Annotated in this window: 27 protein-coding genes; 22 read left to right on the top strand and 5 right to left on the bottom strand. The window is 50.0% G+C overall.

Annotated elements, in window-relative coordinates; all coding sequences use genetic code 11:
* Positions 1-8 precede the first annotated feature (8 nt).
* The 8 genes from L1F29_RS33570 to L1F29_RS33535 all read left to right on the top strand — a co-directional run bounded on the left by L1F29_RS33570 (position 9) and on the right by L1F29_RS33535 (position 5,145).
* Positions 9-443 (top strand): hypothetical protein, encoded by a 435-nt coding sequence (locus L1F29_RS33570; RefSeq protein WP_258386291.1) that lies wholly within the window; start codon positions 9-11, stop codon positions 441-443.
* A 27-nt stretch (positions 444-470) separates the two neighbouring features.
* Complete coding sequence (locus L1F29_RS33565) at positions 471-1,097, top strand: hypothetical protein (RefSeq protein WP_258386290.1); 627 nt, start codon at positions 471-473, stop codon at positions 1,095-1,097.
* Positions 1,098-1,108: 11 nt separating this feature from the next.
* Positions 1,109-1,258 (top strand): hypothetical protein, encoded by a 150-nt coding sequence (locus L1F29_RS33560; RefSeq protein ID WP_258386289.1) that lies wholly within the window; start codon positions 1,109-1,111, stop codon positions 1,256-1,258.
* Between the two features lie 415 nt (positions 1,259-1,673).
* Positions 1,674-2,585, top strand: a complete 912-nt coding sequence (locus tag L1F29_RS33555) for a phosphotransferase family protein (protein WP_258386288.1) — start codon at positions 1,674-1,676, stop codon at positions 2,583-2,585.
* A 327-nt stretch (positions 2,586-2,912) separates the two neighbouring features.
* Complete coding sequence (locus L1F29_RS33550) at positions 2,913-3,491, top strand: LOG family protein (protein WP_258386287.1); 579 nt, start codon at positions 2,913-2,915, stop codon at positions 3,489-3,491.
* A 36-nt stretch (positions 3,492-3,527) separates the two neighbouring features.
* Complete coding sequence (locus L1F29_RS33545; RefSeq protein ID WP_258386286.1) at positions 3,528-3,818, top strand: CehA/McbA family metallohydrolase domain-containing protein; 291 nt, start codon at positions 3,528-3,530, stop codon at positions 3,816-3,818.
* A complete protein-coding gene (locus tag L1F29_RS33540; protein WP_258386285.1) occupies positions 3,815-4,528 on the top strand; it encodes a glycerophosphodiester phosphodiesterase in 714 nt (237 codons plus the stop codon). Before L1F29_RS33545 ends, L1F29_RS33540 begins: the two co-directional genes overlap by 4 nt.
* Positions 4,529-4,743: 215 nt before the next feature.
* Entirely contained in the window at positions 4,744-5,145 is a 402-nt protein-coding gene (locus L1F29_RS33535) for a VOC family protein (protein ID WP_258386284.1), read from the top strand.
* A 305-nt stretch (positions 5,146-5,450) separates the two neighbouring features.
* Here L1F29_RS33535 and L1F29_RS33530 read toward each other — a convergent pair whose 3' ends face one another.
* Complete coding sequence (locus L1F29_RS33530; RefSeq protein WP_258389896.1) at positions 5,451-6,356, bottom strand: endonuclease/exonuclease/phosphatase family protein; 906 nt, start codon at positions 6,354-6,356, stop codon at positions 5,451-5,453.
* Positions 6,357-6,484: 128 nt separating this feature from the next.
* On the opposite strand from L1F29_RS33530, the gene L1F29_RS33525 reads away from it, so the two are divergent.
* Positions 6,485-6,892: a GNAT family N-acetyltransferase gene (locus L1F29_RS33525; protein WP_258386283.1), complete on the top strand. Its 408-nt coding sequence runs from the start codon at positions 6,485-6,487 to the stop codon at positions 6,890-6,892.
* Between the two features lie 61 nt (positions 6,893-6,953).
* On the opposite strand, the gene L1F29_RS33520 is transcribed toward L1F29_RS33525, so the two are convergent.
* From L1F29_RS33520 to L1F29_RS33510, 3 genes are all read right to left on the bottom strand, one after another.
* Positions 6,954-8,264 carry an MFS transporter gene (locus L1F29_RS33520; protein WP_258386282.1) on the bottom strand — a complete coding sequence of 437 codons (1,311 nt, stop codon included), beginning with the start codon at positions 8,262-8,264 and terminating at the stop codon, positions 6,954-6,956.
* A gap of 112 nt (positions 8,265-8,376) precedes the next feature.
* Positions 8,377-8,814 (bottom strand): UCP033725 family protein, encoded by a 438-nt coding sequence (locus tag L1F29_RS33515; protein WP_258386281.1) that lies wholly within the window; start codon positions 8,812-8,814, stop codon positions 8,377-8,379.
* 209 nt (positions 8,815-9,023) lie between these two features.
* A complete protein-coding gene (locus L1F29_RS33510; protein WP_258386280.1) occupies positions 9,024-9,575 on the bottom strand; it encodes a helix-turn-helix domain-containing protein in 552 nt (183 codons plus the stop codon).
* 146 nt (positions 9,576-9,721) lie between these two features.
* Here L1F29_RS33510 and L1F29_RS33505 point away from each other — a divergent pair, with 146 nt between their 5' ends.
* From L1F29_RS33505 to L1F29_RS33475, 7 genes are all read left to right on the top strand, one after another.
* The gene (locus L1F29_RS33505; RefSeq protein ID WP_258386279.1) at positions 9,722-10,381 is read left to right on the top strand and encodes an alpha/beta hydrolase; all 660 of its coding nucleotides are present in this window, start codon (positions 9,722-9,724) and stop codon (positions 10,379-10,381) included.
* An 8-nt stretch (positions 10,382-10,389) separates the two neighbouring features.
* The gene (locus L1F29_RS33500) at positions 10,390-11,160 is read left to right on the top strand and encodes a dioxygenase family protein (RefSeq protein ID WP_258386278.1); all 771 of its coding nucleotides are present in this window, start codon (positions 10,390-10,392) and stop codon (positions 11,158-11,160) included.
* 17 nt (positions 11,161-11,177) lie between these two features.
* On the top strand, positions 11,178-12,560 hold the full coding sequence (locus L1F29_RS33495) for a hypothetical protein (RefSeq protein ID WP_258386277.1): 1,383 nt from the start codon (positions 11,178-11,180) through the stop codon (positions 12,558-12,560).
* Positions 12,561-12,836: 276 nt separating this feature from the next.
* Positions 12,837-13,169, top strand: a complete 333-nt coding sequence (locus L1F29_RS33490) for an ArsR/SmtB family transcription factor (RefSeq protein ID WP_258386276.1) — start codon at positions 12,837-12,839, stop codon at positions 13,167-13,169.
* A 95-nt stretch (positions 13,170-13,264) separates the two neighbouring features.
* Positions 13,265-13,771 (top strand): SRPBCC family protein, encoded by a 507-nt coding sequence (locus L1F29_RS33485; RefSeq protein ID WP_258386275.1) that lies wholly within the window; start codon positions 13,265-13,267, stop codon positions 13,769-13,771.
* A gap of 62 nt (positions 13,772-13,833) precedes the next feature.
* Complete coding sequence (locus tag L1F29_RS33480; RefSeq protein ID WP_258386274.1) at positions 13,834-14,175, top strand: DUF1801 domain-containing protein; 342 nt, start codon at positions 13,834-13,836, stop codon at positions 14,173-14,175.
* Positions 14,176-14,453: 278 nt separating this feature from the next.
* Positions 14,454-15,230 (top strand): alkaline phosphatase family protein, encoded by a 777-nt coding sequence (locus L1F29_RS33475; protein ID WP_258386273.1) that lies wholly within the window; start codon positions 14,454-14,456, stop codon positions 15,228-15,230.
* Between the two features lie 152 nt (positions 15,231-15,382).
* Here L1F29_RS33475 and L1F29_RS33470 read toward each other — a convergent pair whose 3' ends face one another.
* Positions 15,383-16,243, bottom strand: coding sequence for a hypothetical protein (locus L1F29_RS33470; protein ID WP_258386272.1), 861 nt, complete (start codon positions 16,241-16,243; stop codon positions 15,383-15,385).
* A 565-nt stretch (positions 16,244-16,808) separates the two neighbouring features.
* Between L1F29_RS33470 and L1F29_RS33465 the strand changes: the two genes are divergently transcribed.
* The 6 genes from L1F29_RS33465 (at position 16,809) to L1F29_RS33440 (ending at position 23,867) form a co-directional block, all read left to right on the top strand.
* Positions 16,809-18,248: a PAS domain-containing sensor histidine kinase gene (locus tag L1F29_RS33465; RefSeq protein WP_258386271.1), complete on the top strand. Its 1,440-nt coding sequence runs from the start codon at positions 16,809-16,811 to the stop codon at positions 18,246-18,248.
* Positions 18,249-18,568: 320 nt separating this feature from the next.
* Complete coding sequence (locus tag L1F29_RS33460; protein ID WP_258386270.1) at positions 18,569-19,321, top strand: class I SAM-dependent methyltransferase; 753 nt, start codon at positions 18,569-18,571, stop codon at positions 19,319-19,321.
* A gap of 223 nt (positions 19,322-19,544) precedes the next feature.
* Positions 19,545-19,886 (top strand): zinc ribbon domain-containing protein YjdM, encoded by a 342-nt coding sequence (locus L1F29_RS33455; protein WP_258386269.1) that lies wholly within the window; start codon positions 19,545-19,547, stop codon positions 19,884-19,886.
* A gap of 193 nt (positions 19,887-20,079) precedes the next feature.
* Positions 20,080-21,579, top strand: a complete 1,500-nt coding sequence (locus L1F29_RS33450) for a sensor histidine kinase (RefSeq protein ID WP_258386268.1) — start codon at positions 20,080-20,082, stop codon at positions 21,577-21,579.
* A complete protein-coding gene (locus L1F29_RS33445) occupies positions 21,548-22,249 on the top strand; it encodes a response regulator transcription factor (RefSeq protein WP_258389895.1) in 702 nt (233 codons plus the stop codon). Before L1F29_RS33450 ends, L1F29_RS33445 begins: the two co-directional genes overlap by 32 nt.
* A gap of 136 nt (positions 22,250-22,385) precedes the next feature.
* Positions 22,386-23,867 carry an S-layer homology domain-containing protein gene (locus L1F29_RS33440; protein ID WP_258386267.1) on the top strand — a complete coding sequence of 494 codons (1,482 nt, stop codon included), beginning with the start codon at positions 22,386-22,388 and terminating at the stop codon, positions 23,865-23,867.
* The last annotated feature ends 17 nt before the right edge of the window (positions 23,868-23,884 follow it).

Here is a 23,884-nt window from a genome sequence, read left to right as displayed (position 1 = left end):
GCGAAGCGATGATCGTCTTGAAATGGTTGTTTGCAATTATTTTTCATCCGATTATGATTGTGGTTATTCTATTTACGCTCATCATGCCTTTCATGCTGTACGGCGATCTTAAGAAGGTTCTGACCTACGAGGTTCCGACCAGTAATCCGACTTTAATTATTATAAGCTTAATCAGTCTCTTCATTTATTTGGCTATGAAAATCAAGTTTCTGGGCAAGCCCTACCGTAAGGTGACGATGCTGCTTCCTGCGCTGCAAATGATTGTATATACCTGTACCGCTCTAAGCATAGGCCTCACGCTTGTTAATAAATGGGCTGACGAGGGACTCTATTCCAAAGGATGGGCCATTACGCTCGCGCTGCTCGCTATCGTGGCTATCCGATTGGGCATGTCGTTCTTGTACTGGAAGTACCCGATTGTTCAACGGAAAGGCGATCGATAGACTGATTCAATAGCGAGGGGAAGCCATTTGGACAACTACCAGCAAAAGAAAGAAAAGCCGAAGACATACCAGCATAGTGAATGGGAGCGTCCACCGGCGGATGAGAACGATGCTTATCAAGAACGACAAAGGACGGCACCGGGTGGTAATCCGCCCCCTGCCAAGGAGAAGAACAAGCATCGCTTCTGGATCGGGATGACGGCACTGCTCACGTTTATATTATTCCTGTTCTTCAATGAATCAACCGGTAAATTAGAGGATGTCCGGTCGAACGGGGTCGGTAAAGGGCTGCAGGCCGGTGCAGTTCTGGCGGTAACCGACGATTCAGCAGGATTGGAGCCCAAAGACTACGAGATCCAGATGAAGGAGAATATATCCACAAGCCGCATGCTGATCTGGGATTTCGCCGCAGAAGACGGGGATGTCGTAACCGTGAAGGTCAATGGAACTATTCTTGCAACAAACATAGGTATTTTTCACAAACCGGCGGTGTTTGATATTCCCGTTCCCAGCGTCGTCGAAATTCTAGGCATCAAGGATGGCGGGGGCGGTATTACGTATGGGGTCAAGTTCCCTGGAGGCGTTCAGAACAACGCCTATTTTAACGCAGCTCCGGTAGGCTCCGCTAACAAGTATACGATAACGGGGCAGTAGAGCCTTGTCGAATGCTAGGGCTGCTCGGCATGCTGGAGAAAACCTTCGATTTGGATGAGCGGTGCATGAAAGTGACCTTGACCGATAAGGAGACGACGGATTCAAGTCGGCTGGCCGATCATTTGGCACAGCTAATTAAGCCTCATTTGGTGGATTTGTAACATTTAGTATCACTAGGCATTACTTACTATACATGTCGAACACAATCCGCTGCGCAGGCAGAATGTTCTTCCGATCGCTGTTGTTCCCGGTGTTCTTTGAATCAGGCTATAAGGTTGAAATCCGGGAACAAAGGCGACCGCTAGCGCTTCTCCAGAAACATTCTTCCCGCTCCGCTCGGTACGAGGGGATCACAGAACATAGCCTATGCTTTCGATGTCAGTTTTGTTCGATCGCTTCTCTCGAAGCGATGGGCTCACAAAACTTAAGCCTATGCTTCCGATGCCAGTTTTGCTCGAAATCGCTTCTCTCGAAGCGATGGGCTCACAAAACTTAGCCTATGCTTCCGATGCCAGTTTTGCTCGAAATCGCTTCTCTCGAAGCGATGGGTTCACAAAACTTTTAGGAGGAAATACGATGGAAGATTTCACGCAAACGGCGAATCGCTTCTTGAAGGACCATTTCGGTGAGCGTGCTCATAGCCTTGTACTCTGCGGAGCGGGCGATTGGTCGAAAGCCTATTCCTTCATACTCGACGGGAAGGACATGGTGATCCGTTTCGGTGCTCACCGGGAGGATTTTGAAAAGGATCGTGTGATGGGATTGTATTCTTCGCATATATTACCGATTCCGAGGGTTATCGAGGTTGGCGAGACCGAGAGCGGCGGCTTCTATGCCGTGTCCGAGCGGGTTCCGGGAAAGCATCTCGACGAGCTGAACGGGCCGGAAATCCAGCAGGTCTTACCGCAATTGCTCGACGCGCTCCACGAGCTTCAGCAGCTTGACCTGACAGATACGCAGATGATCGGCCTTTGGCGTCCGGCCGGTACCGGTCCGAGCTGGGGGCAGGAGCTTCTCTCCATAGCCGAGCCCAGGGATCGATTGGCAGGCTGGCGAGAGCGGCTTGACGCCTTCCCTCAAGAGGCACGTATCTTTGATGCCGGAGTAGATAAACTGCGTCAGCTTGTACCGCAGATCCCGGAGAACCGGGGAATTACCCACAACGACCTCTTGAACCGAAATGTGCTGGTAGACGGGGGAAGGCTAACCGGGGTTATCGACTGGGGCAATGCATTCTATGGCGACCCTCTCTACGACAACGCCTGGTTCTTGTACTGGTGGCCGTGGTATCCGCAATGGCGAGAAATTGACGTGCAGGAAGTACTGGACCGTCACTGGGAGAAGCACGGAGGCTGGCCTGCTCAGTATGAGGAGCGTCTTCGCTGCTGCCTTATCCACATCGGACTTGATCATATCGCCTACAGCGCCTTCAGGCAGCGTGATGAGGATATGAAACGCAATGCCCAGCAATTACTGACTTACATCTAGCGACTTCCTTTCCTTCTCCGCATGGCGGCGAACCGAATGTACTGCACAGGCGGGCGGCTATAGATATTCTTCGTTTTCTTGTAGAGGACAAAAGCAAGAATATTCGCGATCACAATTGAAAGTATCATTAAGGGTATAAAAATAATTTCCATATTATCCTCCATTTCTTAGATATAGATATAGGGTGAATACAACAGTTTGTCAAGAAAGTAAGGCGCTTCGGCCAAGCCGACTGCTGCGATTCAAGGCTTCGCATTCCATATGCCATTACGTGATATACTAGAAAAAAACAGACATGTCTACGTCTACAGATAGGGTGGCTACGGGATGAAAAGAATTTGTGTCTATGCAGGCTCTAACGTTGGAACAAAACCTGAATATGAACAAAAAGCGATAGAGCTGGGGCGTTTAATCGCCTCTCAACAATTGGAGCTTGTGTATGGCGGTTCCAAAATCGGGCTGATGGGGCGGGTGGCCGATGCCGCATTGGCTGCAGGAGGCAAAGTCATTGGCGTCATGCCGCGGAATCTGTTCAAGGGGGAAATGGTTCATACCGGTCTGACGCAATTGCACGAGGTTGGAAATATGCATGAGAGAAAAGCGCTAATGTCCGAGCTAGCCGATGCCTATATCGCGCTGCCGGGCGGGTTAGGCACATTGGAAGAACTGTTCGAGGTCGTCAGCTGGTCGCAATTGGGCATTCATAAGAAGCCGGTTGGCCTGTTAGATGTGCTGGGTTTCTATCAACCGATCGCCGACATGTTCAGACAAGCAGCGGATGCCGGATTCATGCAGCAAACCAACCTGGGGCTGGTTATCTTTGAAGAGGAACCGGAGCGCTTAATCGATAAAGTATTAAACTATGTACCGCCGGCGCAGACGAATAAGTGGAGCGAGCTTAAATAGCGATAGGCATAGAGCTATCCTATGGGCGGTGACTGCATGCCGGCCGACATCGCGAATAATGGCGGCCTCAAGGCACGGATCAAGCTCGATCTGGCGGTTCGCACCGGGCATTGGCCGATGCCGGAGTCGATGACGCTGAGGCTCTCGGGCAGTATCGGCGTGATTCATGAGTGTCCGGTTGATTGCGATTCGTTTACTGTTCCCGTGTCCGAGGAGGAATCAATATGGATCCGCGCCGAGCTTTGGAGCGAGCTGCAAGGCATTCGGACGCTCGTCGCTTTTACCAATCCGATCTATTTCGAACGGCTGAAGGAGGCATTAATATGACGGTTGACACACAGTTTCCACTCATCACGGCCCATACCGGCTGCGAAGGCATGCCGGATAATTCGATGCAATCGGTGCTGGCCGCATTGCAATCCGGTGCAGACGTTATCGAAGAGGATATTCGTATCACCGGCGACGGCGTACTCGTCTGCGCACATGACGATCTTATCGAGACGCCGGAAGGGGAGCTGAGCATAGCCGCATCCAGCTACCTTCAGCTTGGCGGGCTTGTCCGGCTGGAAGATTTCGTTGCCCGATTGAAGGAGGCAGGCAAGAAGATTAACCTTGACCTGAAAGTAGACGAATGCATCGAAGCCGTGTCCGCGTTTGTTCGCCAGTATGACTTGGGCGATCAGGCTTTCCTGTCCGGATGCCATTCGGCCCGCGCCCTTCTTGTTGAGCAGCGGGCGCCAGAGCTGAAGAGGCTGCTGAATGCGGATGCGGAGCTGTTTCGGACTAGCGGCTACGATGAAGCCGTTCAAACGACCATCGCTCAGGCACTCGCGGCCGGCTGCTTCGGCATCAACATCAATTACCGGTTCGTAAAGCCGGAGTTGATTGCGGCAGCGGCAGCGGCCGGGCTTCCCGTTCTGGTCTGGACCGTGCAAGAGGCGGCTGACATGAGACGGATGATCGAATGGGGCGTCCGTTCCGTTACGACCTGTGATGTTTCGAAGCTTGTTGGAATAAAGGCCGAATGGACTGCGTAACCCCCTATAAATGCATTTATACCTACAGCAGCCCTCATCTTGATAGGTGAGGGCTGTTTGGCGCGCACATCAGTTTTATAAATTATCGCTTACTAGCCGGCAATTGTACGGATCTTTTTAACGGATGCGTCCGACTTTCATTTCGTTAGGTATAATAGAGTTGCAAGATAGGAGGACAGCTGGTAATTTAGCTAACTACAGGGAGGAATTCAGTGATGAGCATCCATAAGACGGAATCAGAGTTGTTCGCGGCCCGTATCGCCCCGTGGTATTCCGTATATAATGCGGCGGCGGCAGCCGATTTTTACAAGGCGGCATTCGATGCAGCCGAGCTGTACCGCCTTGAGGAAGATAACGGCAAGCTTGCTGTCGCGCATCTTTCCATCAAAGGAGCGGATTTCTGGATCCAGGATGACCCTGACTGCAGCCCTGAGCGGGTAGGGAGTGGAACGGTTCGAATGATCCTGACCGTCGATGATCCGGATGCGCTATTCGAACAGGCTCTCGCCGCTGGAGCAGCCGAAATCGCACCCATAAGCGAAGGACACGGCTGGCGCATCGGACGTATCGCGGATCCGTTCGGATATCATTGGGAGATTGGCAATCCGCTCCGTTAATGACCGCAGCAAATTGCAGGCATGAAGACCGGCTGCAGACATAGAAATAGAACAACAATTGAACCTTCAGGGGAAGCTGTTCAAGCAGGGAGGGATGCCGCTTGCAGAATGACAAGATGGATGTTTTCCGTGAGTAGCTGCTTTCCGAGGAGAGCTGTCAATTTACACTTGATAAGATGGGACTTTCCCGGTCACTATTGGCTATCGGGGCGGTCCCATTTTAGGTATCGCGCCAGCCATTTGACTGGAAATAAAAGCCGGCCCCCTAAACGGTGCTGGGAGCCGGGATTGTCATTCTATACTGTTTAATTCTTGCCGACTCCGTTATTGAACGGGGCCTCTTTCGTTAAGACAAGGTTGGCTGTAATCGGCAAGTGGTCGGATGCGATCGTGTCGATGACTTCCGCGGCGCTAATCTTGACATCGTCCGAAGTAAAGAAATAGTCGATGCGCCGATCCGGATTGATCACCGGAATCGTATAGTCTTGATCCTGACCGAGCTCGGCGAATACATCCTTGTATTGTGCGGTCAGCTTCAAAATTTCGGCACTGCCGGGCTCGGCATTGAAATCTCCCGCGAAGATGCTCGTTCCTTCCCGCTGCTTGGCGATTTCAAGAATTTCTCTGATCTGCGAATCCCGCTGCTCGGCTCTTCTGTGATCCAGGTGCGTATTGAAGAAACGAATGTGGTTTCCTTTCACGTTGATCAACGTCTCCAGGAGGCCGCGCTGTTCGGACGGCTGAACCGGGTAAGGAATGTTGGTCAGCAGATGGTTCTTGGCGGAAAGAATCGGATATTTGCTTAACACGGCCGTTCCGTATTGACGGCGGTGCTGCCCTTCCTGCAGAGGGTCATAGTCCAGATTCGCGGCATACGCGTATTCCATTCCCAGACGGTCCGCCAACCATTTGGCTTGATCGACAAACTTGCTGCGTTCCGAGAAATGATTGTCCACTTCTTGCAAGCCGGTAATATCGGCGCCCGATTGTTCAATGACCTGGGCGATCCGTTCTAAATCCAGGACCGCATCTTCGCCTTCTCCATGATGGATATTGTACGACATGACTTTAATTTCGACTTCATTGCCTCTCTCGAACACTGGCGGTTCCATCGCAGCGGCTATGCCGTTGAATGCCAGTGCAGGAATCATAATCAACGACAAGATGAACGTCATAACGGTCACCTTCTTCATGGCCATCTTCTTCTTCATTTTCAACAATTCTACCAGCCTCCAGTATTTGGTGATGTACGGGATAAGGGTAGAATACTTTTATTATCGGAGTGTATGAGTTTTTTGATTCGTTTGTAAATCGGGATATAAACATAGGAGAGGTATGCATGGACAAAACGATCCGCTATACGACAACGCCCCCTGATAATTTCAATCCATTGCTAGCCTTATACGAGTCGTTAGGATGGAACTCGCTGCGGTTAACCGTTGATGAATTGGAACGGATGTGCAATCAGAGCTGGTACGCGATTTATGCTTTCGATGATCAACAATTAGTGGGGATGGGACGCGTTATTTCGGATGGCGTGATTACCGGAATTATATGCGGCGTATGCGTGCATCCAAGCTATCAATCCATGGGAATCGGCAAAGAAATGTTGAATCGAATCATTCAACATTGCGAGCAGCATCGCGTCATTCCTCAACTGATGTGCGTCGAACAACTGGAACCCTATTATGAAACGCTTGGCTTCAAGAAATTTACCAGTGGAATGACCAAGCGTATAGATCGCTAATCAGAAGTCCTATGTGCGCGCATGATTATGAGCCTCAGACGAACATGCTGCCTGCGCAGCGCTACATCGACTTATTTTTCGACACGGGCATCGTGCGCTGGATACGCGACCAGATCACGACCGGGATCAGCAGCAGGGAGAGGAAGCCTCCGGCAAGGGAGAGGGCTGCGTAGCTGGATTGAGCCACAACCATACCTGACAGCATTCCGCCCGATGCTCCTGCCAAAGCCATCAAAACATCGATCGTTCCTTGCGTTTTTGCACGCGTGGCCAATGAAGTGGCATTCACGATGAGCGCCGTCCCGCTAATTATTCCAAGGTTCCAGCCCAGTCCCAGCAGTGCGAGGGCGATGGTCAGCACCAATAGGGAATCGGCGGGTGCAATAGCAGCGACAATGCCGGCAGCAAGCAGAATGACGCCGGAAGCAATCGACATGGCCGTACGTCCAACCTTGTCAACCAGGACGCCTGTTAGGAGAGAAGGAAGGTACATCGCGCCGACATGTATGCCGATAATGAATCCTACGTCACCTAGGCCATGACCGTGGTTCTGCATGTGTATGGGCGTCATGGTCATAATGGCGACCATGACGATCTGGGTTAAGATCATGACGGTCGTCCCGACAATGATCCCCTTGTTGTTTATCGTCCGTGCAGGTGTACTCATGTCCGATGAAGGCTTCGGGTCTTCCTGTGCTTCGGCGATCGCCTTCGCAACAACGAAGGGGTCCGGGCGGAGAAAAATCAGGAACACTAAACCGGCTAGAATGAAAGCCGCGGCAGCTAATAGGAAGGGGCCTGCTAAGGCTGGAACGCCGAGTGACACCGCGAACCGGCCCATGACATCGACCAGGTTCGGGCCTGCGACAGCGCCGAATGTAGTCGAAACCATTGCAGTACTGACCGCTGTTGCCCGCTGTGCAGGCTTCGCCAAATCTGTCCCTGCATAACGCGCCTGCAGGTTTGTAGCCGTGCCCGCGCCGTAGATAAACAGCGAAACGAACAGAAGTGCGATGTTATCACTTACAGCCGCGAATATGACGCCTACAGCGCCAATACCTCCTGTTAGGAATCCTGCGGCGAGCCCCGAGCGGCGTCCGTAACGCTGCGAGAGACGCCCGACAAGCAGCGCGGCTACAGCGGAACCGAAGGTTAACAACGCTGCGGGAAGGCCTGCCAAACTCTCTGTTCCCAGCATATCCTGGGCAAGGAGCGCTCCGACTGTCACCCCTGCAGCGAGTCCTGCACCGCCAAAGATTTGGGAAATGACGACGATAAGCAGCGTTCGTTTATACAGCTGTCTCTGCTTATCCGGTGAATTCACGTATTCTCGCAAATAACTTTCTTTCATACTATGAAGGCCCTGCGACATCGCTCAGAATCTCCTTTCAAAAATCTCTCCTTGTATATTAGACGACTGTGACTTCAAAATGCGATTTCTGCTTATATGCCTATATTAACATTTTGGTGTGCCATAAGTAGAGTTACGTGCCGCGGCAGCCGCTGCAATGTAATCCACAATAGAAAGCTGCTTTAGATGACGAATGGGATTTTTCATTCTTAATATCGGATACTTCATTAATGGGAATCCACTTTTCGTAATTAAACTTCGTAAGCCGATAAAAATCAAACGACTCGGCGGTGTGCTGCTCTGAAGTTCCAATTAGCACCGTATCGTTGAACCTCTTCCGAACAACAAATTCTATCTCCTTATACACCACAATGGCTCTTACCATATAGGATTCCAGGATGTCCGATTTCTGTACCTTCTTCATGAATATACCCGATTCATACTTGTGGGGAAGAAAGCCATCGATGACACTGGTAGTATCTGTACTGATAAGATTTACCCACTCTCTGCCTTTTCTGCCTACAGCATATTCTCGACCGTTATATTTGGCAAACGTTCCTTGTTTAATCATGCAGACCAACCTTTCAATAACACGGAGTGGCGATCTCTTATATGGCGGTCATAACAGTTTGATCTGAACAAGAAATGAAAATGATCTTATAACCATGAGAAAAAGCACCCCTGTGCCAAAGGCTAATCAGAGATGCTTTCACTTCCTTAAATTAATCTGCGGAACGCTTTACACAAAGTCGATCGGTTTATTGGTCAGCCTTCATTTTATTAAAAGAAATTGTCCGTATCATTCGTCTCCGTGTAGACGGAGATTAGCACAATGGCCAGTTCCTCGCCGATATTCTTCACAAAATGGGGTGTGCACGCATTCCATGAGAAGGAATCCCCCTCGCCAAACTCAGCCGAATCTTCTCCCTGCTCGGCGAAGATCCTCCCTTTGATCACCACGTGCACTTCTTCGCCTTCATGAGCATGCGGAGCTTCGCCTGTGGAGGACCCGGGAGGGAATTCGACGAGCACCGTCTTGACATTCTTGGTCGAGCTCAGGTGCTCCACCTTCAATTTCTCGGCACCGCTTGTCGTGATCTTCCGGTCTTCCTTCCGGACAATGGCCATGCGTTCTTCTTTCTTCAGCAGCAAATAAGCCAGGGGCACTTCCAAGGCTGTCGCGATATTTTCCAGCGTGGCGATCGAGGGAGACGTTTTATTCGTTTCAACCTGACTCAAGAAGCCTTGGGACAAGCCGGTTTCTTCACAAATTTGCGCGATGGTGATATTCTTCCGTTTGCGAATTGCCCGTATGTTGGAGCCGATATCCATTTGTATTCACTCGCCCTTTAAAATATTTGTAATAGAGAATATATATTCATATTAACAATTTTATTGTTGACATGCCAGAGGTCCGTGATTTAAATTACTAGTATAAAATATATTTCATTATTACTAATATTTCGAGGAGGTTTCTTATGGAACCCGCATACCAATATGACATTCATCTGCCGGCCAATATGGATCCGGACAGAACCTATCCCACGATTTTCACCCTTCACGGGAAAGGGTCCAATGAACGAAATATGTTCGGTTTAGTCGCTCCGCTGGCTTCCGATTTTATTATCATCAACATTAGAGGCAATCTGCCGCTGGGTGCCGGATATCAATATTATGAGCTGAAGAGTCTGGGCAATCCCATCCGCGAGCTGTTCGATCAAGCCGTGCAGCAGCTGGAAGCATTCATTCATTACGCGACGGCGAAATATCCGGTCGATGAGCGCAGACGTTACATGCTTGGGTTCAGCCAAGGCGCGATCTTATCCATGACGCTAGCGCTTACGATGGGCGATCAGTTGAAAGGCATCGTGGCGCTAAACGGATATGTCCCTGAATTCGTCAAGGGAGAATACTCGCTGCAACCGGTTAGCGATGTATCGGTGTTTGTCTCTCATGGGGAATTCGATTCGGTATTCCCGATTCGGATCGGACACGAGACTGCGGCTTATTTTCAGAATCTAACCCCTCATCTGACCTTCAACACCTACCAGACCGATCATGGCGTCTCGGAGGAGAACCAACGCGATGTCGTGAGATGGCTGGAGCGGGATGCCGGAGTTCATACGAATAAGGAGTGAATTGCGATATGATGCCGTCTTTTTTCATCGCACACGGTGCGCCTTCTCTTGTTGTTGAAGATCATGCTTACACTGATTTCTTGAAAAACTTCGCGGCCCATATACCCAAGCCCAAGGCGATCGTTTTATTTTCCGCTCATTGGGAACAAAGCATTCAAACGGTGAGCGCGGTTGAATCGTACAGCACGATTTATGATTTTAGAGGGTTTCAGGAGGAGCTCTACCGGATGACCTATCCGGCGGCCGGCGATCGGCTTCTTAGCGGGCAGATTCAATCGTTGTTCACCAAGCATGGGATTCCATGTGTGATGGACGGGGAGCGGGGACTCGACCACGGCGCTTGGGCCGTTCTCAAGCTGATTTATCCCGATGCGGATATTCCGGTAGTTGCGCTATCCGTTAACCGATACCTGACCAACGAGCAGCAATATGAAATCGGCAAAGCGCTGTCGGCGCTCAGGGAGCAGGATGTGCTGATTATCGGAAGCGGGGGAACCGTTCATAATTTAAGACAAGTGAAGCGGAATTCGGCCGGGATCGAAGATTGGGCCGTTACGTTCGATAACTGGCTGCAGAACAAGCTGGAAACGTGGGATGTCGAAGCGCTGTTTCAGTATGACAAACTGGCTCCGTACGCCCAAGAGGCGATACCGACCAATGAACATTTTATCCCTTTGCTTCTTGCAATGGGGGCCGGCGATGCGAACCGGCGTGCAGAGCTGCTGCACCGCAGCTACCAGTGGGGTAATTTAAGCTTGAGCTGCTGGCAGTTCAATTAATCGAGAAGGCGGATTGCATGACAATTAACGTAAAGGCGTCGCTCGACAGAGCAATCATCTTCCTGCTTGCTGCCGTGTTTATCGCGCAGCAGCTGACGCATTGGGGACCGCTGTCCTTCTTGCTCGGCAGTCTGGTATTTGCGGCGATTATCCTCCTGATGCCTCAGCTTAAAGGGCTGACACTGTGGCTGACCGCCTTCTTCATGGCCGGCGGAGTGCTGCTCCTGCTCTTGCAGAAGGCAGATGCCCGGTACTGGTTTGAAGCAGCCGGCATTAATGTGACGCTGGTTACGCTATTCGTCTTCGCGCCAATGTTCGGGATCCCGGTCCGGCTTCCGGATTACGTCGCAGCCTTGAAGCGATTCTACGAGACGGGCGTGCGGAGCCGAACGGCTCTGTTCACCGGCACACAGGTGCTTACTCAAATCTTGGGCGCGTTCATCAACGTGGGATCCATTCCCGTCGTCTACCATCTGACGTTCGTCAAACCGCAGCCGGGCATCATGTCGCGGCTGCTTGCCAATGCGATGAACCGGGGGTTCGGAGGTGCGATATTCTGGTCGCCTTATTTTGCGGCGATGACGCTCGTCACCTCCGCGCTGTCGGTCTATTGGTCGTCCGTTCTTCCTTATTTGCTCGGTTTGTCGCTGATTAGCGTCCTGGTCAGCCTGGCCGTCGATTTCCGGGGAATTCGTATGAAGGAAGATCCGCCTGATGATGAAGCTGTGCATCCGAGCGATGAGATACCCAGCGCGAGCCGTGATCATGCCAGGTTTCCGATCGGACTTGGCATCTATCTGATTGCAGCCATTGCCATCATCTTACTGCTGGAGCGGCTGGTCAACCTGCCCATGGTTCTGATCACCTGCATGGCCGCTGTCTTCTTCCCGTTGATCTGGTGCTTGGCGAAGGGGGCCATGACGACGTACCGGCAAGGACTGGCGAATCATGTGAAGGTAACGCTTCCGGCTCTGCAGAAGGAGATTACGCTGTTTCTGGCGGCCGGTTTCTTCAGCGGCTCGATTGGCGCGACCGGGTTCGGGGCCTATGTGCCCGAAGTGCTGGAGAAGATTCCTCTTCCGATCTCCTTATCGTTCTCGATATTCACGATCGCTCTCATTACACTAACCTCGTTGATCGGTCTGCATCCGATTGTGCCGGTCACGATTCTTGCTACGGGAATCGACCCGTTGGCCGTTCACATCAGCCCGGTATATTTCGCTATTCTATTGCTTGGCAGCTGGGGCATATCGAATCCGATCTCACCGGCCTCCGCGGTAAATAATCTGCTGGCGGGCATGGTGAAGAAGCCGGTGTTCGAGCTCGCCGGGCCGAATTATAAATACGCCGCCGCTATGGCGCTCGTGCTGCTTCTCTATGTGGCTGCCGTGTTTTCCTAGTCAGCCGAATCCAACTGATAATCAACCATCGTGTTATATATTTACCTTTACGAATAGGGCATCCTCATGTTGAGGATGCCCTAAAATCCGTGTAGTAATCTTCAGCGGGATTCGGTCTCAGAAATATTCCTTACATTTCCGAACATGCGCCGGTCATATCCTTGTTTTCAACCAGCAGCAAGAGGAGATCACAATGCCCATGCTTATTTTTGCAAATTTATTCCTTGACTGGAATATTCCTTATAGTGCATAATCGATTTAAGGGAGGTTCATTACATGAATAGCACAACTTTCACTGCACTTGCCGAACCCAACCGGTTGCATATAATCGAACTTCTGCGGGATGGCGGACCGCTCACAATCGGGGAAATTGCTGTCCGTTTGGAAATGAATCAACCTCAGACATCAAAACATGTCCGTGTACTCAGTGAGGTAGGGATTGTAGAGGTAGAGCCGGCCGCTAATCGGCGAATCATTAAATTGCGCTCCGAGCCGTTTCAACAACTCGACAGCTGGCTGGAATCTTTTCGCTCCATGTGGGAAGACCGGCTGGATCGGCTGGATGATTACTTGCGTGAGATACAGGCTCAAGGCAAAGATTCAGATTAACCCTGATTTTCAGGCGTATAAGCGTTCATCTTCCATGGGAGGAAACGGACTGCTTTTTACCCATAACGTGTTCTAAACAAAAGGAGGAAATAATGATGGCAGAAAACCGTGTAACGGAAAGCGGATTGATGATTTCCCGTGTCTTCGACGCCCCTCGTGAGCTGGTATTCAAAGCTTGGACGGAGCCGGAGCGATTGGCGCAATGGTGGGGGCCGAAAGGCTATGAATTGAAAATCGCCAAGCTGGATCTGCGCCCGGGCGGCATGTTCCTTGGCAGTCAGCGCTCGCCTGAAGGGCACGTGATGTGGGGCAAGTTCGTCTATCAAGAAATCGTTGCGCCCGAGAAGCTGGTCTTTATTCAATCGTTCTCCGATGAAGAAGGCAATACGATCCGGGCCCCATTCAGCGGAACGTGGCCGCTCGAGGTCATCAATCACTTAACGTTAACGGAAGACTTAGGAAAAACAACCCTTACGCTTAAAGGCGGTCCTTATAACGCTGCGGATGAAGAGCGTGTAACGTTCGAAGGCATGCGTCCGCATGTCCAACAAGGTTTTGTCGGAACCTTCGATCAGCTCGATGCTTTCTTGGCGAAGACCTAAGCGCAACGATCAAGCAATGCTACGCTGCGAAACTATAATCTTTGGGAAGGAGAGAGACAGTTATGAACCAGGAAGTAACGACATTTATCGAAAGCATCAATCAACCTTGGCAGGTCGAGGTATGCAATCAACTGCGTCAGATGATCCATCAGTCCATTCCGGACGTGGAAGAGCGTATACAATATAAGAAACCGCATTTTTTGAAAAACGGCAAGTACGCCGCGGTAATCACGCCTTCCAAGGACGCTGTTGCCTTCATGATCATGAATGCGGCTGAGCTTGAACTGCCGAAAGGTCAATTCGACGGTCCCCCTGAGAGAAAATGGATCAAAATTCGCGAAGGTCAATCTCCTGATTATGATATGTTGTCCGGCCTGCTTGTTCAGGCTTCCAGCACATTATAATGCTTGATTCATCAAGGACTCGATGCCGCTGTTCCAATAAAAGTCGCCCTCCAACTGGGCGGCTCTTTATTTTTTAGTGGGAAATTAGACACAGGAAAAAATGTGATTGACAGCTTAAGAGGTAAACATATATATTGTTTGTGTATTTATAAGGATTTAGTTGTATTTGATTGGGATTGGCGGTCTGAAATCATCAAGTTGCTTCAGCAAACGTCTTTTTGATATTTAACGGACTCGACGAAGGGTTGTTAGTTCAAAACTGAACAGGAGTGATTCCAATGAGTGAGAAAGTATTGCTGATTTTGGCTGATGGCATGCGTCCCGATAGTTTCGAGAAGTCCGGCCATCCGTTCATTGAAGAAATGAAAGCGGCAGGCAGCTATACCCTGGAAGCGCAAACGGTAATGCCAAGTGTTACTTTGCCATGCCATATGTCGCTGTTTCACAGTGTCCCCCCAGAGCGTCACGGTATATTGGAAAACATCTATACGGCACAGGTGCGTCCTATAGCAGGACTCTTTGAACAGCTTTCAGCGAATCACAAAGTATGCGGATTGTTCCACAACTGGTCGGAGCTCCGCGATCTGGCTCGTCCCGGGTCATTGGCCCACAGCTGTTTTATTTCGGGAGGGACCTATACCTACGAGGCTTCCAACAAGATGTTGACCGACAAGGCGATCGAATACATCAATGAACAATTACCCGACTTCACTTTCTTGTACTTGGGGCTTGTCGATGAAATCGGACACCGGCATGGCTGGATGTCGGATGAATACATTCAATCCGTCTATGATTCATGGGAATGCATTGAGAAAGCGGTACGCGCGATCCCGGAAGATTATACGATCATCGTCACCTCGGACCATGGCGGGCACGACCGCAGTCATGGAACGAATATGCCTGAAGATATGACAATACCAATCCTGATGAAAGGGAGATCGTTTGCTCCCGGGAAGCTCATTCCGAGCGCCAATATCATCGACATTGCGCCGACCATAACGAAGCTTCTTGATGTACAGAGCAACAAAGATTGGGAGGGCCAAAGCCTGATTTAGCATGTTGGAAGGGACTTATTCGAATTCATGTTCCAAGGGGCTATCGAGTCGAACGAAAGGATCGGGCAGTAGACAAAGGGCGCCAACAAGTCGCCCTTTGTTATTTCCTCAGGTTCATTGCTATCTTCCTGAATGTGCTGCAGAATGGTTTTCTAAACCTTCCTCAACACCATCCACCACTTATCATCATAAGAAGGCATCTTGACTTCTTCCAATCCCAGATTGGCCTCTTTGATCCATTCTCGGGCCAGGTTAATGTATGCGCTATGGAAATCCGATGAGTATCCCAATTCTTCATAACCGGCATAGGTACAATTATCGAAAATCATATAGCCGCCTTTTTTCAACAAGCGATTGCACGTATCGATGATATGGATGAAGGGCTCATATGCGGCATCCTTTAATTCTCCGCTGTTATGATACGACATGACCGCCTGAAGCAGCTGCGGTTCGATCGTCCACCAGTTGTTATTGACCGTGTCGATGCCTTCTATTCCGGCGATGATCGTCTGAATGATATCGTTAAGGGCATGGTGAAAGGCGATAACCTCGAATGATTCCTCGCTATAATAGTTCAGAATATTCGCGCCGTCATCTTGAATGATCTCGACATCTACCTGCATCCCTTGTGTCTTCTCGCGAAAGTTCATGGTGAGTTCGTTATTTAAATTGGCGGTCACGTATTTCCCGCCTTGGCCTGCAGAGTAAGCGTTCAGCGCTTTAGGGATATAAACAATATCTCCGGCACCCACCTCGAAAACGCTCGCATTGCGCGGAAGACCCCGATCCTCGAAGATATTGTACCAAGAAGCGGTGTAGTAGAATTCGAGCAACTCGTGACTCATTTCTCCCGAAAGATTAATCGGAACGCTAATAACTTGATTCAATCGCTCCCGTAATTCGTTTGCGCTGAGTTCACCCATTCGGCGAATAGCCTCCGGCGAAAACTCCTTTTGCAGATGCGCTTTAAACTTTCCCGATGCCATTTGCTTGGCTAGCTCATCCGTATTCATCGTCTACACCCTTCCTACAGCTATTATTGTGCATGCTCGTCAAAATAACTATTGAACGTGGAAGCCAGTCAGATGTCCATCTAGATTGGAAAAATTATACTTTATTAAGGGGGGACGAACAAGAAGTTTTTGTGCCGCCTGCCAATCCATATGTTTTGTATACAGCCATTCCTTTATAACTTCACTTTGATAAGTCTGGTCACTTATTTTACAAATAATGTTATTCTCTTTGCGAGGCATATCGGTCTATCTCCAGATCTCAGCGGCTATCGACCGTTTTCACGGCAATATAGATTAAATATTTCTCTGATGGATGCCGAAATCTATATAATATAATAAAATATGGTATACATGATAGATGGACACACATGAACTCTTGAGGAAATGGCCAAACCGAAGCACATATTTTTTTCAATTTGGATAAAGGAAAACAAGCCTTCATGGAGAATGTACAAGTGACTCTACTCTCCTCCTTTGTTTTTGTGTATAGTCAACCAATTATTTTCCAGATTAAGGTTTATGACTTTTTTAGAATTATATAGCCATGAACTGGGGAGAAAATCAGATGAAATCATCTAATGCTGAGGAGTTCGAACAATCTTTGCAGCAAGAGCTCGAGGAGACTTTGCGGGAACAGCAAGGGATGACCTTTCGTTTTGCGAGAATAGAGGATCGTTTTATTCACACCTATTGCGAAGGAAGATTATTACATAAATTAGGCTTATCTTCTGCAGCTGTTGTGGGTCGGGAACTCAAGGAATTCTATCCAATCGAGATGGCAATCGAAAAAGAGGTTTATTATCATCGTGCATGGAATGGCGAAGAGGATGTATCCTATGAAGGCGAGATTAACGGAACCTACTATCTGGCGTCGTTAAGACCGGTGCGGCGGGATGGGAAAGTCGTCGAGGTCATCGCATCAAGCGTGGATATTTCGGAACGCAAGAGAGCCGAGGATGAATTGAAATCAACGAAAGATTTGTTGGAATCATTGATCGGAAACTCGGCCGATGGCATATGCGTTACAGATGTTGATGGCAATGTGATCAGGGTGAATCGTGCTTTCGAGGAAATATACGGCTGGTCTGAGGAAGAGCTGGTCGGAACACATCTCCCGATTTTCACCGGAGACTCCAATGACGAGCTCCGTATGATTTCAGACAAGCTGCAATCGGGGGAAAACATCGTGAACCTGCAGACGATCCGGCAGCGGAAGGATGGCGAATGCATTCATGTCTGTGTCACCATATCCCCCATTAAGAATGCTGAGGGCAGCGTTGTTGCATTAGCCGGAATGACCAGAGATATTTCCGAGCGAAAACGAAACGAAGAGTTCTTTCGAAAGGCCGATAAACTGAACGTAGTCGGACAATTGGCCGCCGGATTGGCGCATGAAATTCGCAACCCGTTAACTTCATTGCGGGGGTTTATCCAATTAATGCGAACAGGCGGCACAGGCAAGCCGGAGTATTATGATATTCTGATCTCGGAATTGGATCGGATCAATAATATCGTCAACGAGTTTTTAATTATTGCCAAGCCGCATGCCGCAAGCTTCCGAACGAACGATATCATCCATATCCTGTCCAATGTCGTTACTTTGTTGGAAGCCCAAGCAGCCATGAATAATATCCAGATTTACTTGGAGACAGAAGATGACCTCCCTCAACTGGAATGCTCCGAATTAGAAATCAAGCAGGTGTTCATCAACCTCTTAAAGAATGCGATCGAGGCTATGCCGGGTGGCGGAGAAATTCGAATCGTGGCCGCCGTACAGCATAATGAGTTTCTTATTCGTATCATCGATCAGGGAGACGGCATTCCCGAGAGTCAAATTCCCCGGCTAGGGGAGCCCTTCTATACGACGAAAGAAAAAGGAACGGGACTGGGTCTGATGATGTGCTACAAGATCATTAACGACCATCAAGGGCGGATCGCCATCGAGAGTATTGTCGGCAAAGGAACAACATTCGAAATCATTCTGCCGCTGAACAGAAAATGTTAAAAGGCCTCCGGCTTGAAATGTGGTAGGATAGAGGTAATCTTTCTAATGAGGTGAAGTGGATGGCATTCCGTATCGTTCGAGGTATTTAGTCGTCGGGCTGGGTCAAAACGCGTACCAGCTATCAAGGGCGAACTATGCCCTTTTGATCACCTCTCAACGACAACTTCGAACGGTGCCCATTGTCAACGCTTGCGTGAAAGCCAAGGGACACCAAAGGACTTTCTGGAACTCGGGACTGATGAATAATCAGGGCTCCTGCTTCAGCGTTCCTGAGCATCCCTTGGCTTCTTTATCATCTCATGGAGAGGATTTGAGGATCAATGAACGAGTTGGAATATAAGCATTTCTACGATCGTGTAGGGAAATTAAACGGTTGGGACTTTAGTAAAGTGAAATGCGTAGCAGAAGGCGTATTGTGGGATTTCTATCATGAAGTTTCCCGGCGGTGCAGGAAGTCGGACTTCTTGCTCGACATCGGAACAGGCGGAGGGGAACAGCTGCTGTCGATTACCGAAGCTGCCTTGCTGCTGGTAGGGATCGATCAATCGGCCGGAATGATTGAGACGGCGAACGATAACTTGGCGAAGGCAAGGAAAGATAATGTGCGCATGCTGCAAATGGATGCGGAGCGGATTGATTTTCCAAGAGGCTTCTTCAATGTAGTATCCTGCCGGCATTCCCCCTTTAGCGCAAGCGAAGCAGCCAAAGTTTTAACCGAGGATGGACTATTCCTGACGCAGCAAGTAAGCGAAGACGATAAAATCAATCTCGCGCAAGCCTTCGGAAGAAGACAGGCCGATGACGGTGCTAATGACGGGACGCTAAAAAATAAATATATCTCCGAATTGCAGGAAGCGGGATTCCGCGATATCCAGTCCTATGACTATGATGCTGTGGAATATTACGAAACGTACGAGGATCTCATCTTCCTGTTGAAGCACACGCCGATCATTCCGGGATTCGGACAAGATGAGAATGACTTTGCGGTACTGGAGCAATTCATACGAGACAATCAAACGAGCAAGGGCATACGGACCAATGCCAAGCGATTCATGATCATCGCAAGAAAATAGGGAGAGAGGCTGCAGCGGTTTTTGAACAGGCACGCGTGCAGAGTAAGATTGCCCATCCCCGGCTAGGCGCACTGGGAGATCAACGAATAACGGCGAAGCCAGCCCTGAACATAACGAGGTTCAGGGCTGATTCTGTCTCTCTTCCTACGCACCGTGATATTTGCGGAATATCAAGCGGCATTGTATAGTAGAACGAATAATAAGGAATGGAGAACCTGATATTATGTCTAACTTGCCTAATTGTCCTACATGTAATTCGGAATACACGTACGAGGATGGAAGCCTCTTTGTTTGCCCGGAATGCGGCCATGAATGGAGCTTGGAATCCGAGACCGGCAGCGGCGAGGATGCGAAGGTGGTCAAGGATGCCAACGGAAATGTCTTGAGCGATGGCGACTCCGTCACGGTCATCAAGGATCTCAAAGTAAAAGGAAGCTCATCGGTCGTCAAAATCGGAACGAAGGTGAAAAATATCCGTTTGGTTGACGGCGATCATGATATTGATTGCAAAATCGACGGTTTCGGCGCGATGAAGCTGAAATCCGAATTTGTGAAGAAGATTTAGCAGCTGCAGTAACCCTCTTGAATTCCCCAATCGATCAGCGGATGCCATCCCGACAAGTTCAACGGAACGGGGTGGCATCCGCTGCAATGCCACGTGTATGCCCTTCCCCTTGTCATGGATTTCATCGAGCAATTTTCATAAACATGTGATAACATGTGTACGATCAAAATCAGGCTCCTTAGAGGGTGAAACCATGTCGATCCGCATAAAAATATTATTGTCTTTTACGGGCATGCTTGTCATCAGCCTGCTGTTCATCTTGTTAACCGCGAGTCTGTATACGATCGCATCCACAGGGGATGTCCAGAGCTTCCGGGATATCTATAAGGTCCATTATCAGATCAATCCGTTGACGAAAGAAGGGGAGTCGATTTTCTTAGAACTGAAATATTTGGCTAAGAATGACCCCGATGAGCTTCAGAACAAAGAATTGCTGCATGAATACGATTTTAAGCTTAAAGTGGAACAGTCCGGTCTCTACGTCAGGCGCGAGAACGAGCAAATCTTCGAATCGCTGACATTCAATCAGCCCGGTCTAGCCCAAGCATTGCCGCTCTATGATTTGAGCAACAATCAGATTCGCAGCACCTTCAACATCGGGGAACGGTTCTATGCGTATGCGAAGTTTGATTACCGCTATTCGGACGGAGCCAAGGGAAGCGTGTTCGTCATTCGGGAACGGAGTCCATTCGCTGAGCTCACGCGCAGGCTGCTGCCCGTTCTCTCGCTCTTGTTGATCGGCGTGCTGATCATTGCCAACCTATTGTTGTACCGCTGGATTACGCGGAGCGTTATTAAACCGTTGGGCCTGCTCAGAAGCTCTGCGGAACGGATTAAGGAGGGCGACCTTCAATTTAAGCTGGATTTGAATTCGAAGGACGAGGTGGGTCAGCTGAATGACGCATTCGAGAGCATGCGGAGAAGGCTGCAGGAGTCCGTGGATTTTCGTTTGCAGGATGAAGAGAACCGTAAGGAGCTGATCTCGAATATCTCCCATGATCTGCGGACGCCGCTTACAACGATTAAAGGGTACATTGAAGGCATTCGGGACGGCGTCGCCAATACGCCGGAGAAGATGGAGAAGTACGTCAATATTATTTATACGAAAGCTGCAAGCATGGATAGGATGGTCGATGAATTATTCTTATATTCCAAGCTCGATTTGAATCAAGTGCCATTCGTATTCGAAGCGGTCGATATCGTCAAATTTCTGGATGATTGCATCGATGAACTGCGGTATGACCTGGAGGACCAGGGCGTAGCCGTTGATTGGGATTACGCTGCAAGAGAAGCGGTCATGGTCTCCGTAGACTTGGAAAAGTTAAAGCGTACGGTCGTGAACATCATTGATAATGCGCTGAAGTATATGGATAACGAGCAGAAGAAATTAGCGGTTTCCCTTCAGGTGGAGTCCGAATGGATAACGATTGCGTTCAAGGATAACGGCATCGGGATCCCGGAAGAGGCGCTTCCTCATATCTTCGAACGATTCTACCGCGCGGAGCCTTCCCGGAACGTATCGACAGGCGGCAGCGGCCTCGGGCTTGCCATCGCCCGCCAAATTATTGAAGGGCACGGCGGTACCATATGGGCGGAAAGCAAGCCGGGCGCAGGGACAAGTGTATGGATTAAGCTGAAACGAATGACAAGCGAAGGAGCGCATAAACGCGATGACTCGAATCCTGATTATTGAAGATGAAACGACAATTGCGCAGCTGGAGCGGGATTATTTTGAACTGAACGGCTTCTCCGTCGATTTATGCCACCGCGGGGATGAAGGACTGCAGCGTGCGCTTCAAGAAGACTACAATCTCATTATCGTCGATCTGATGCTGCCGGGGCTCGACGGGTTCGAATTATGCCGTCATATCCGCGAAGTGAAGGAAGTCCCCATCCTTGTCGTGTCTGCGAAGAAGGAAGAGATCGATAAGATTCGCGCATTCAATCTGGGGGCGGACGATTACATTACGAAGCCGTTCAGTCCAAGCGAACTGGTCGCCCGGGCGAAGGCGCATCTGACCCGGTACGAGCGGCTGCTCGGCAAGCACAAGCCTGCAGACCGGGATGAGATCCACATTCGCGGACTTCATATCGATAAGGCCTCGCGCAGAGTATTCGTACGAGGAGAAGAGGCTGCGATCACGACCCGCGAATTCGATCTGCTCGTATTCCTCGCCAGCCATCCGAACCGGGTGTTCGGCAAAGAAGAGCTCTTCGAGCGCATCTGGGGGATGGATTCGAGCGGGGATATCGCAACGGTCACGGTGCATATCCGCAGGCTTCGGGGAAAGCTGGAGGCCGATCCGTCGAACCCGCAATATATCGAGACGGTCTGGGGAGCGGGATACCGGTTTACGGTGTAATCCGAGGGTGGCGGATTGTTTTAGAAAATGTAATCTTCTGTTTCTTTTTTGTTAATAAATTGTCTCTTCGGAGTTTCTTTCTACCCTCTATTCTATAGATATAGGCAACAACCAACGATAGAGGAGGAATTCCAATATGAACCCTATTTCCAAAAAAGTCGCAGCAATCCTGACAATTGCAGCCTTAGGGGCAGCTTCGCTGCCGAGCGTGGCAACGAATGTACAAGCAGCATCAGTATCCCAGCTTTCCGACCAAGAGATTCAAGCGGCCGTTAAAGAGCTGAATCGGCTTGGCATTATGGAAGGCTATTTGAATAAAATGAATGAAAATAACCAGCTCACCCGCGCTGAACTGGCCAAATTGGTGTACAAAACCTTCGATCTGAAAGATAAGGCCGAGCAGCCGGCTGAGCTTACGGATGCGAATCCGAAAGCCTGGTATTACGATTACGCGGCTGAAGTCGTCGGTTTAGGAATCATGCAAGCCGAGAACGGCGCGTTTAATCCGCAAGGAGCCGTAACGGACGACGAGCTCGTTCAAGTCGTGGCCAAGGCGCTCCAGCGCGATGTGAAATCCGTCCAGCACTGGATGGAAGCCTTCTATACGGCTGGCAGCACCGTATCCCGCGGGGAGACGGCCCACTTGCTCCATACCGCCCGTCAAGCGATTCCTTCCGAGAATGCGAAGATTACAAACGTGAGATCGCTCAATGCCATTACGCTGATCGTAACCTTCGATAAGCCGCTGACGGCGGCCGATGAAGCGTTCGCCAAGGCGAAGGAGGATTTCGTCTTCAGCAGCGGTCTGACATTGACGAATATGCCGCGTCTGAAGACGGGCTCGGTCTCGACCTATATCGTTCCGACATCCGTTCAGCAGCCGGGAATGACGTATACGCTCACCCATAAAGGCAAGAAAGCAGGCTCCTTCGAGGGAATCGGAACGAAATTGGAGATGACAGAGGCAAGACAGGTCGCGGGCGATACGTTCGAGCTTGAATCGTTGAAGGGGAGTGGCGTCGTTGACTACGGATATGTCATCGCAGCCTACAGCGGCGGCCGCGGCGAGAATGCATTCGTCCTGAACGACCGTGAACAGGCGAATGGGACGACCTATCAAGTCATTCCGTCGATGCAGGCTAGACAAGTGACGATTACGCCGGAGAACGGACAGCCGATCGTGGCCAAGTACGTACCGTTCACGCAATCGACGGACGGGAAGCAGGAGCCGAAATTCCGTCTGCCGGAAGGACAAAAGCTAATCCCTGGTGTAAAATATACCGTAACATCGGACTGGGCGAATGTGGCGAATGCTTCGTTCGTAGCCAAGGCATTCGAGCCGCTGCAAATTACGGGCGCTGAAGCCGTAAGCGAGACTTCGATCCAGGTCGCTTTGGCGCAGGATCCGGGCGATGAACTATTCTCCGGCCGCAGTGTTGTTCTAACAGCTCCGAATGGCGACAAGCTTACTGCAACGTACAAGTATTCCAGCCGTAAAGGCGCTGTAGGCGTATTCGATATCGCAGACAAGGGGGCCATGAGCGCGGGTACGGCATACACCGTGACGCCTGCCGGCGAGTGGGCGACTGCCTCTGCGGTAACCGTAACGATGGAATAAACGAAGCTGAAGCGGCG

Origin of the sequence: Paenibacillus spongiae, from assembly GCF_024734895.1 — a bacterium.
Lineage (GTDB): Bacteria > Bacillota > Bacilli > Paenibacillales > Paenibacillaceae > Paenibacillus_Z > Paenibacillus_Z spongiae.
The sequence above is the reverse complement of the archived record's forward strand: the minus strand, read 5'-3'. Positions and strand labels throughout refer to the sequence as shown.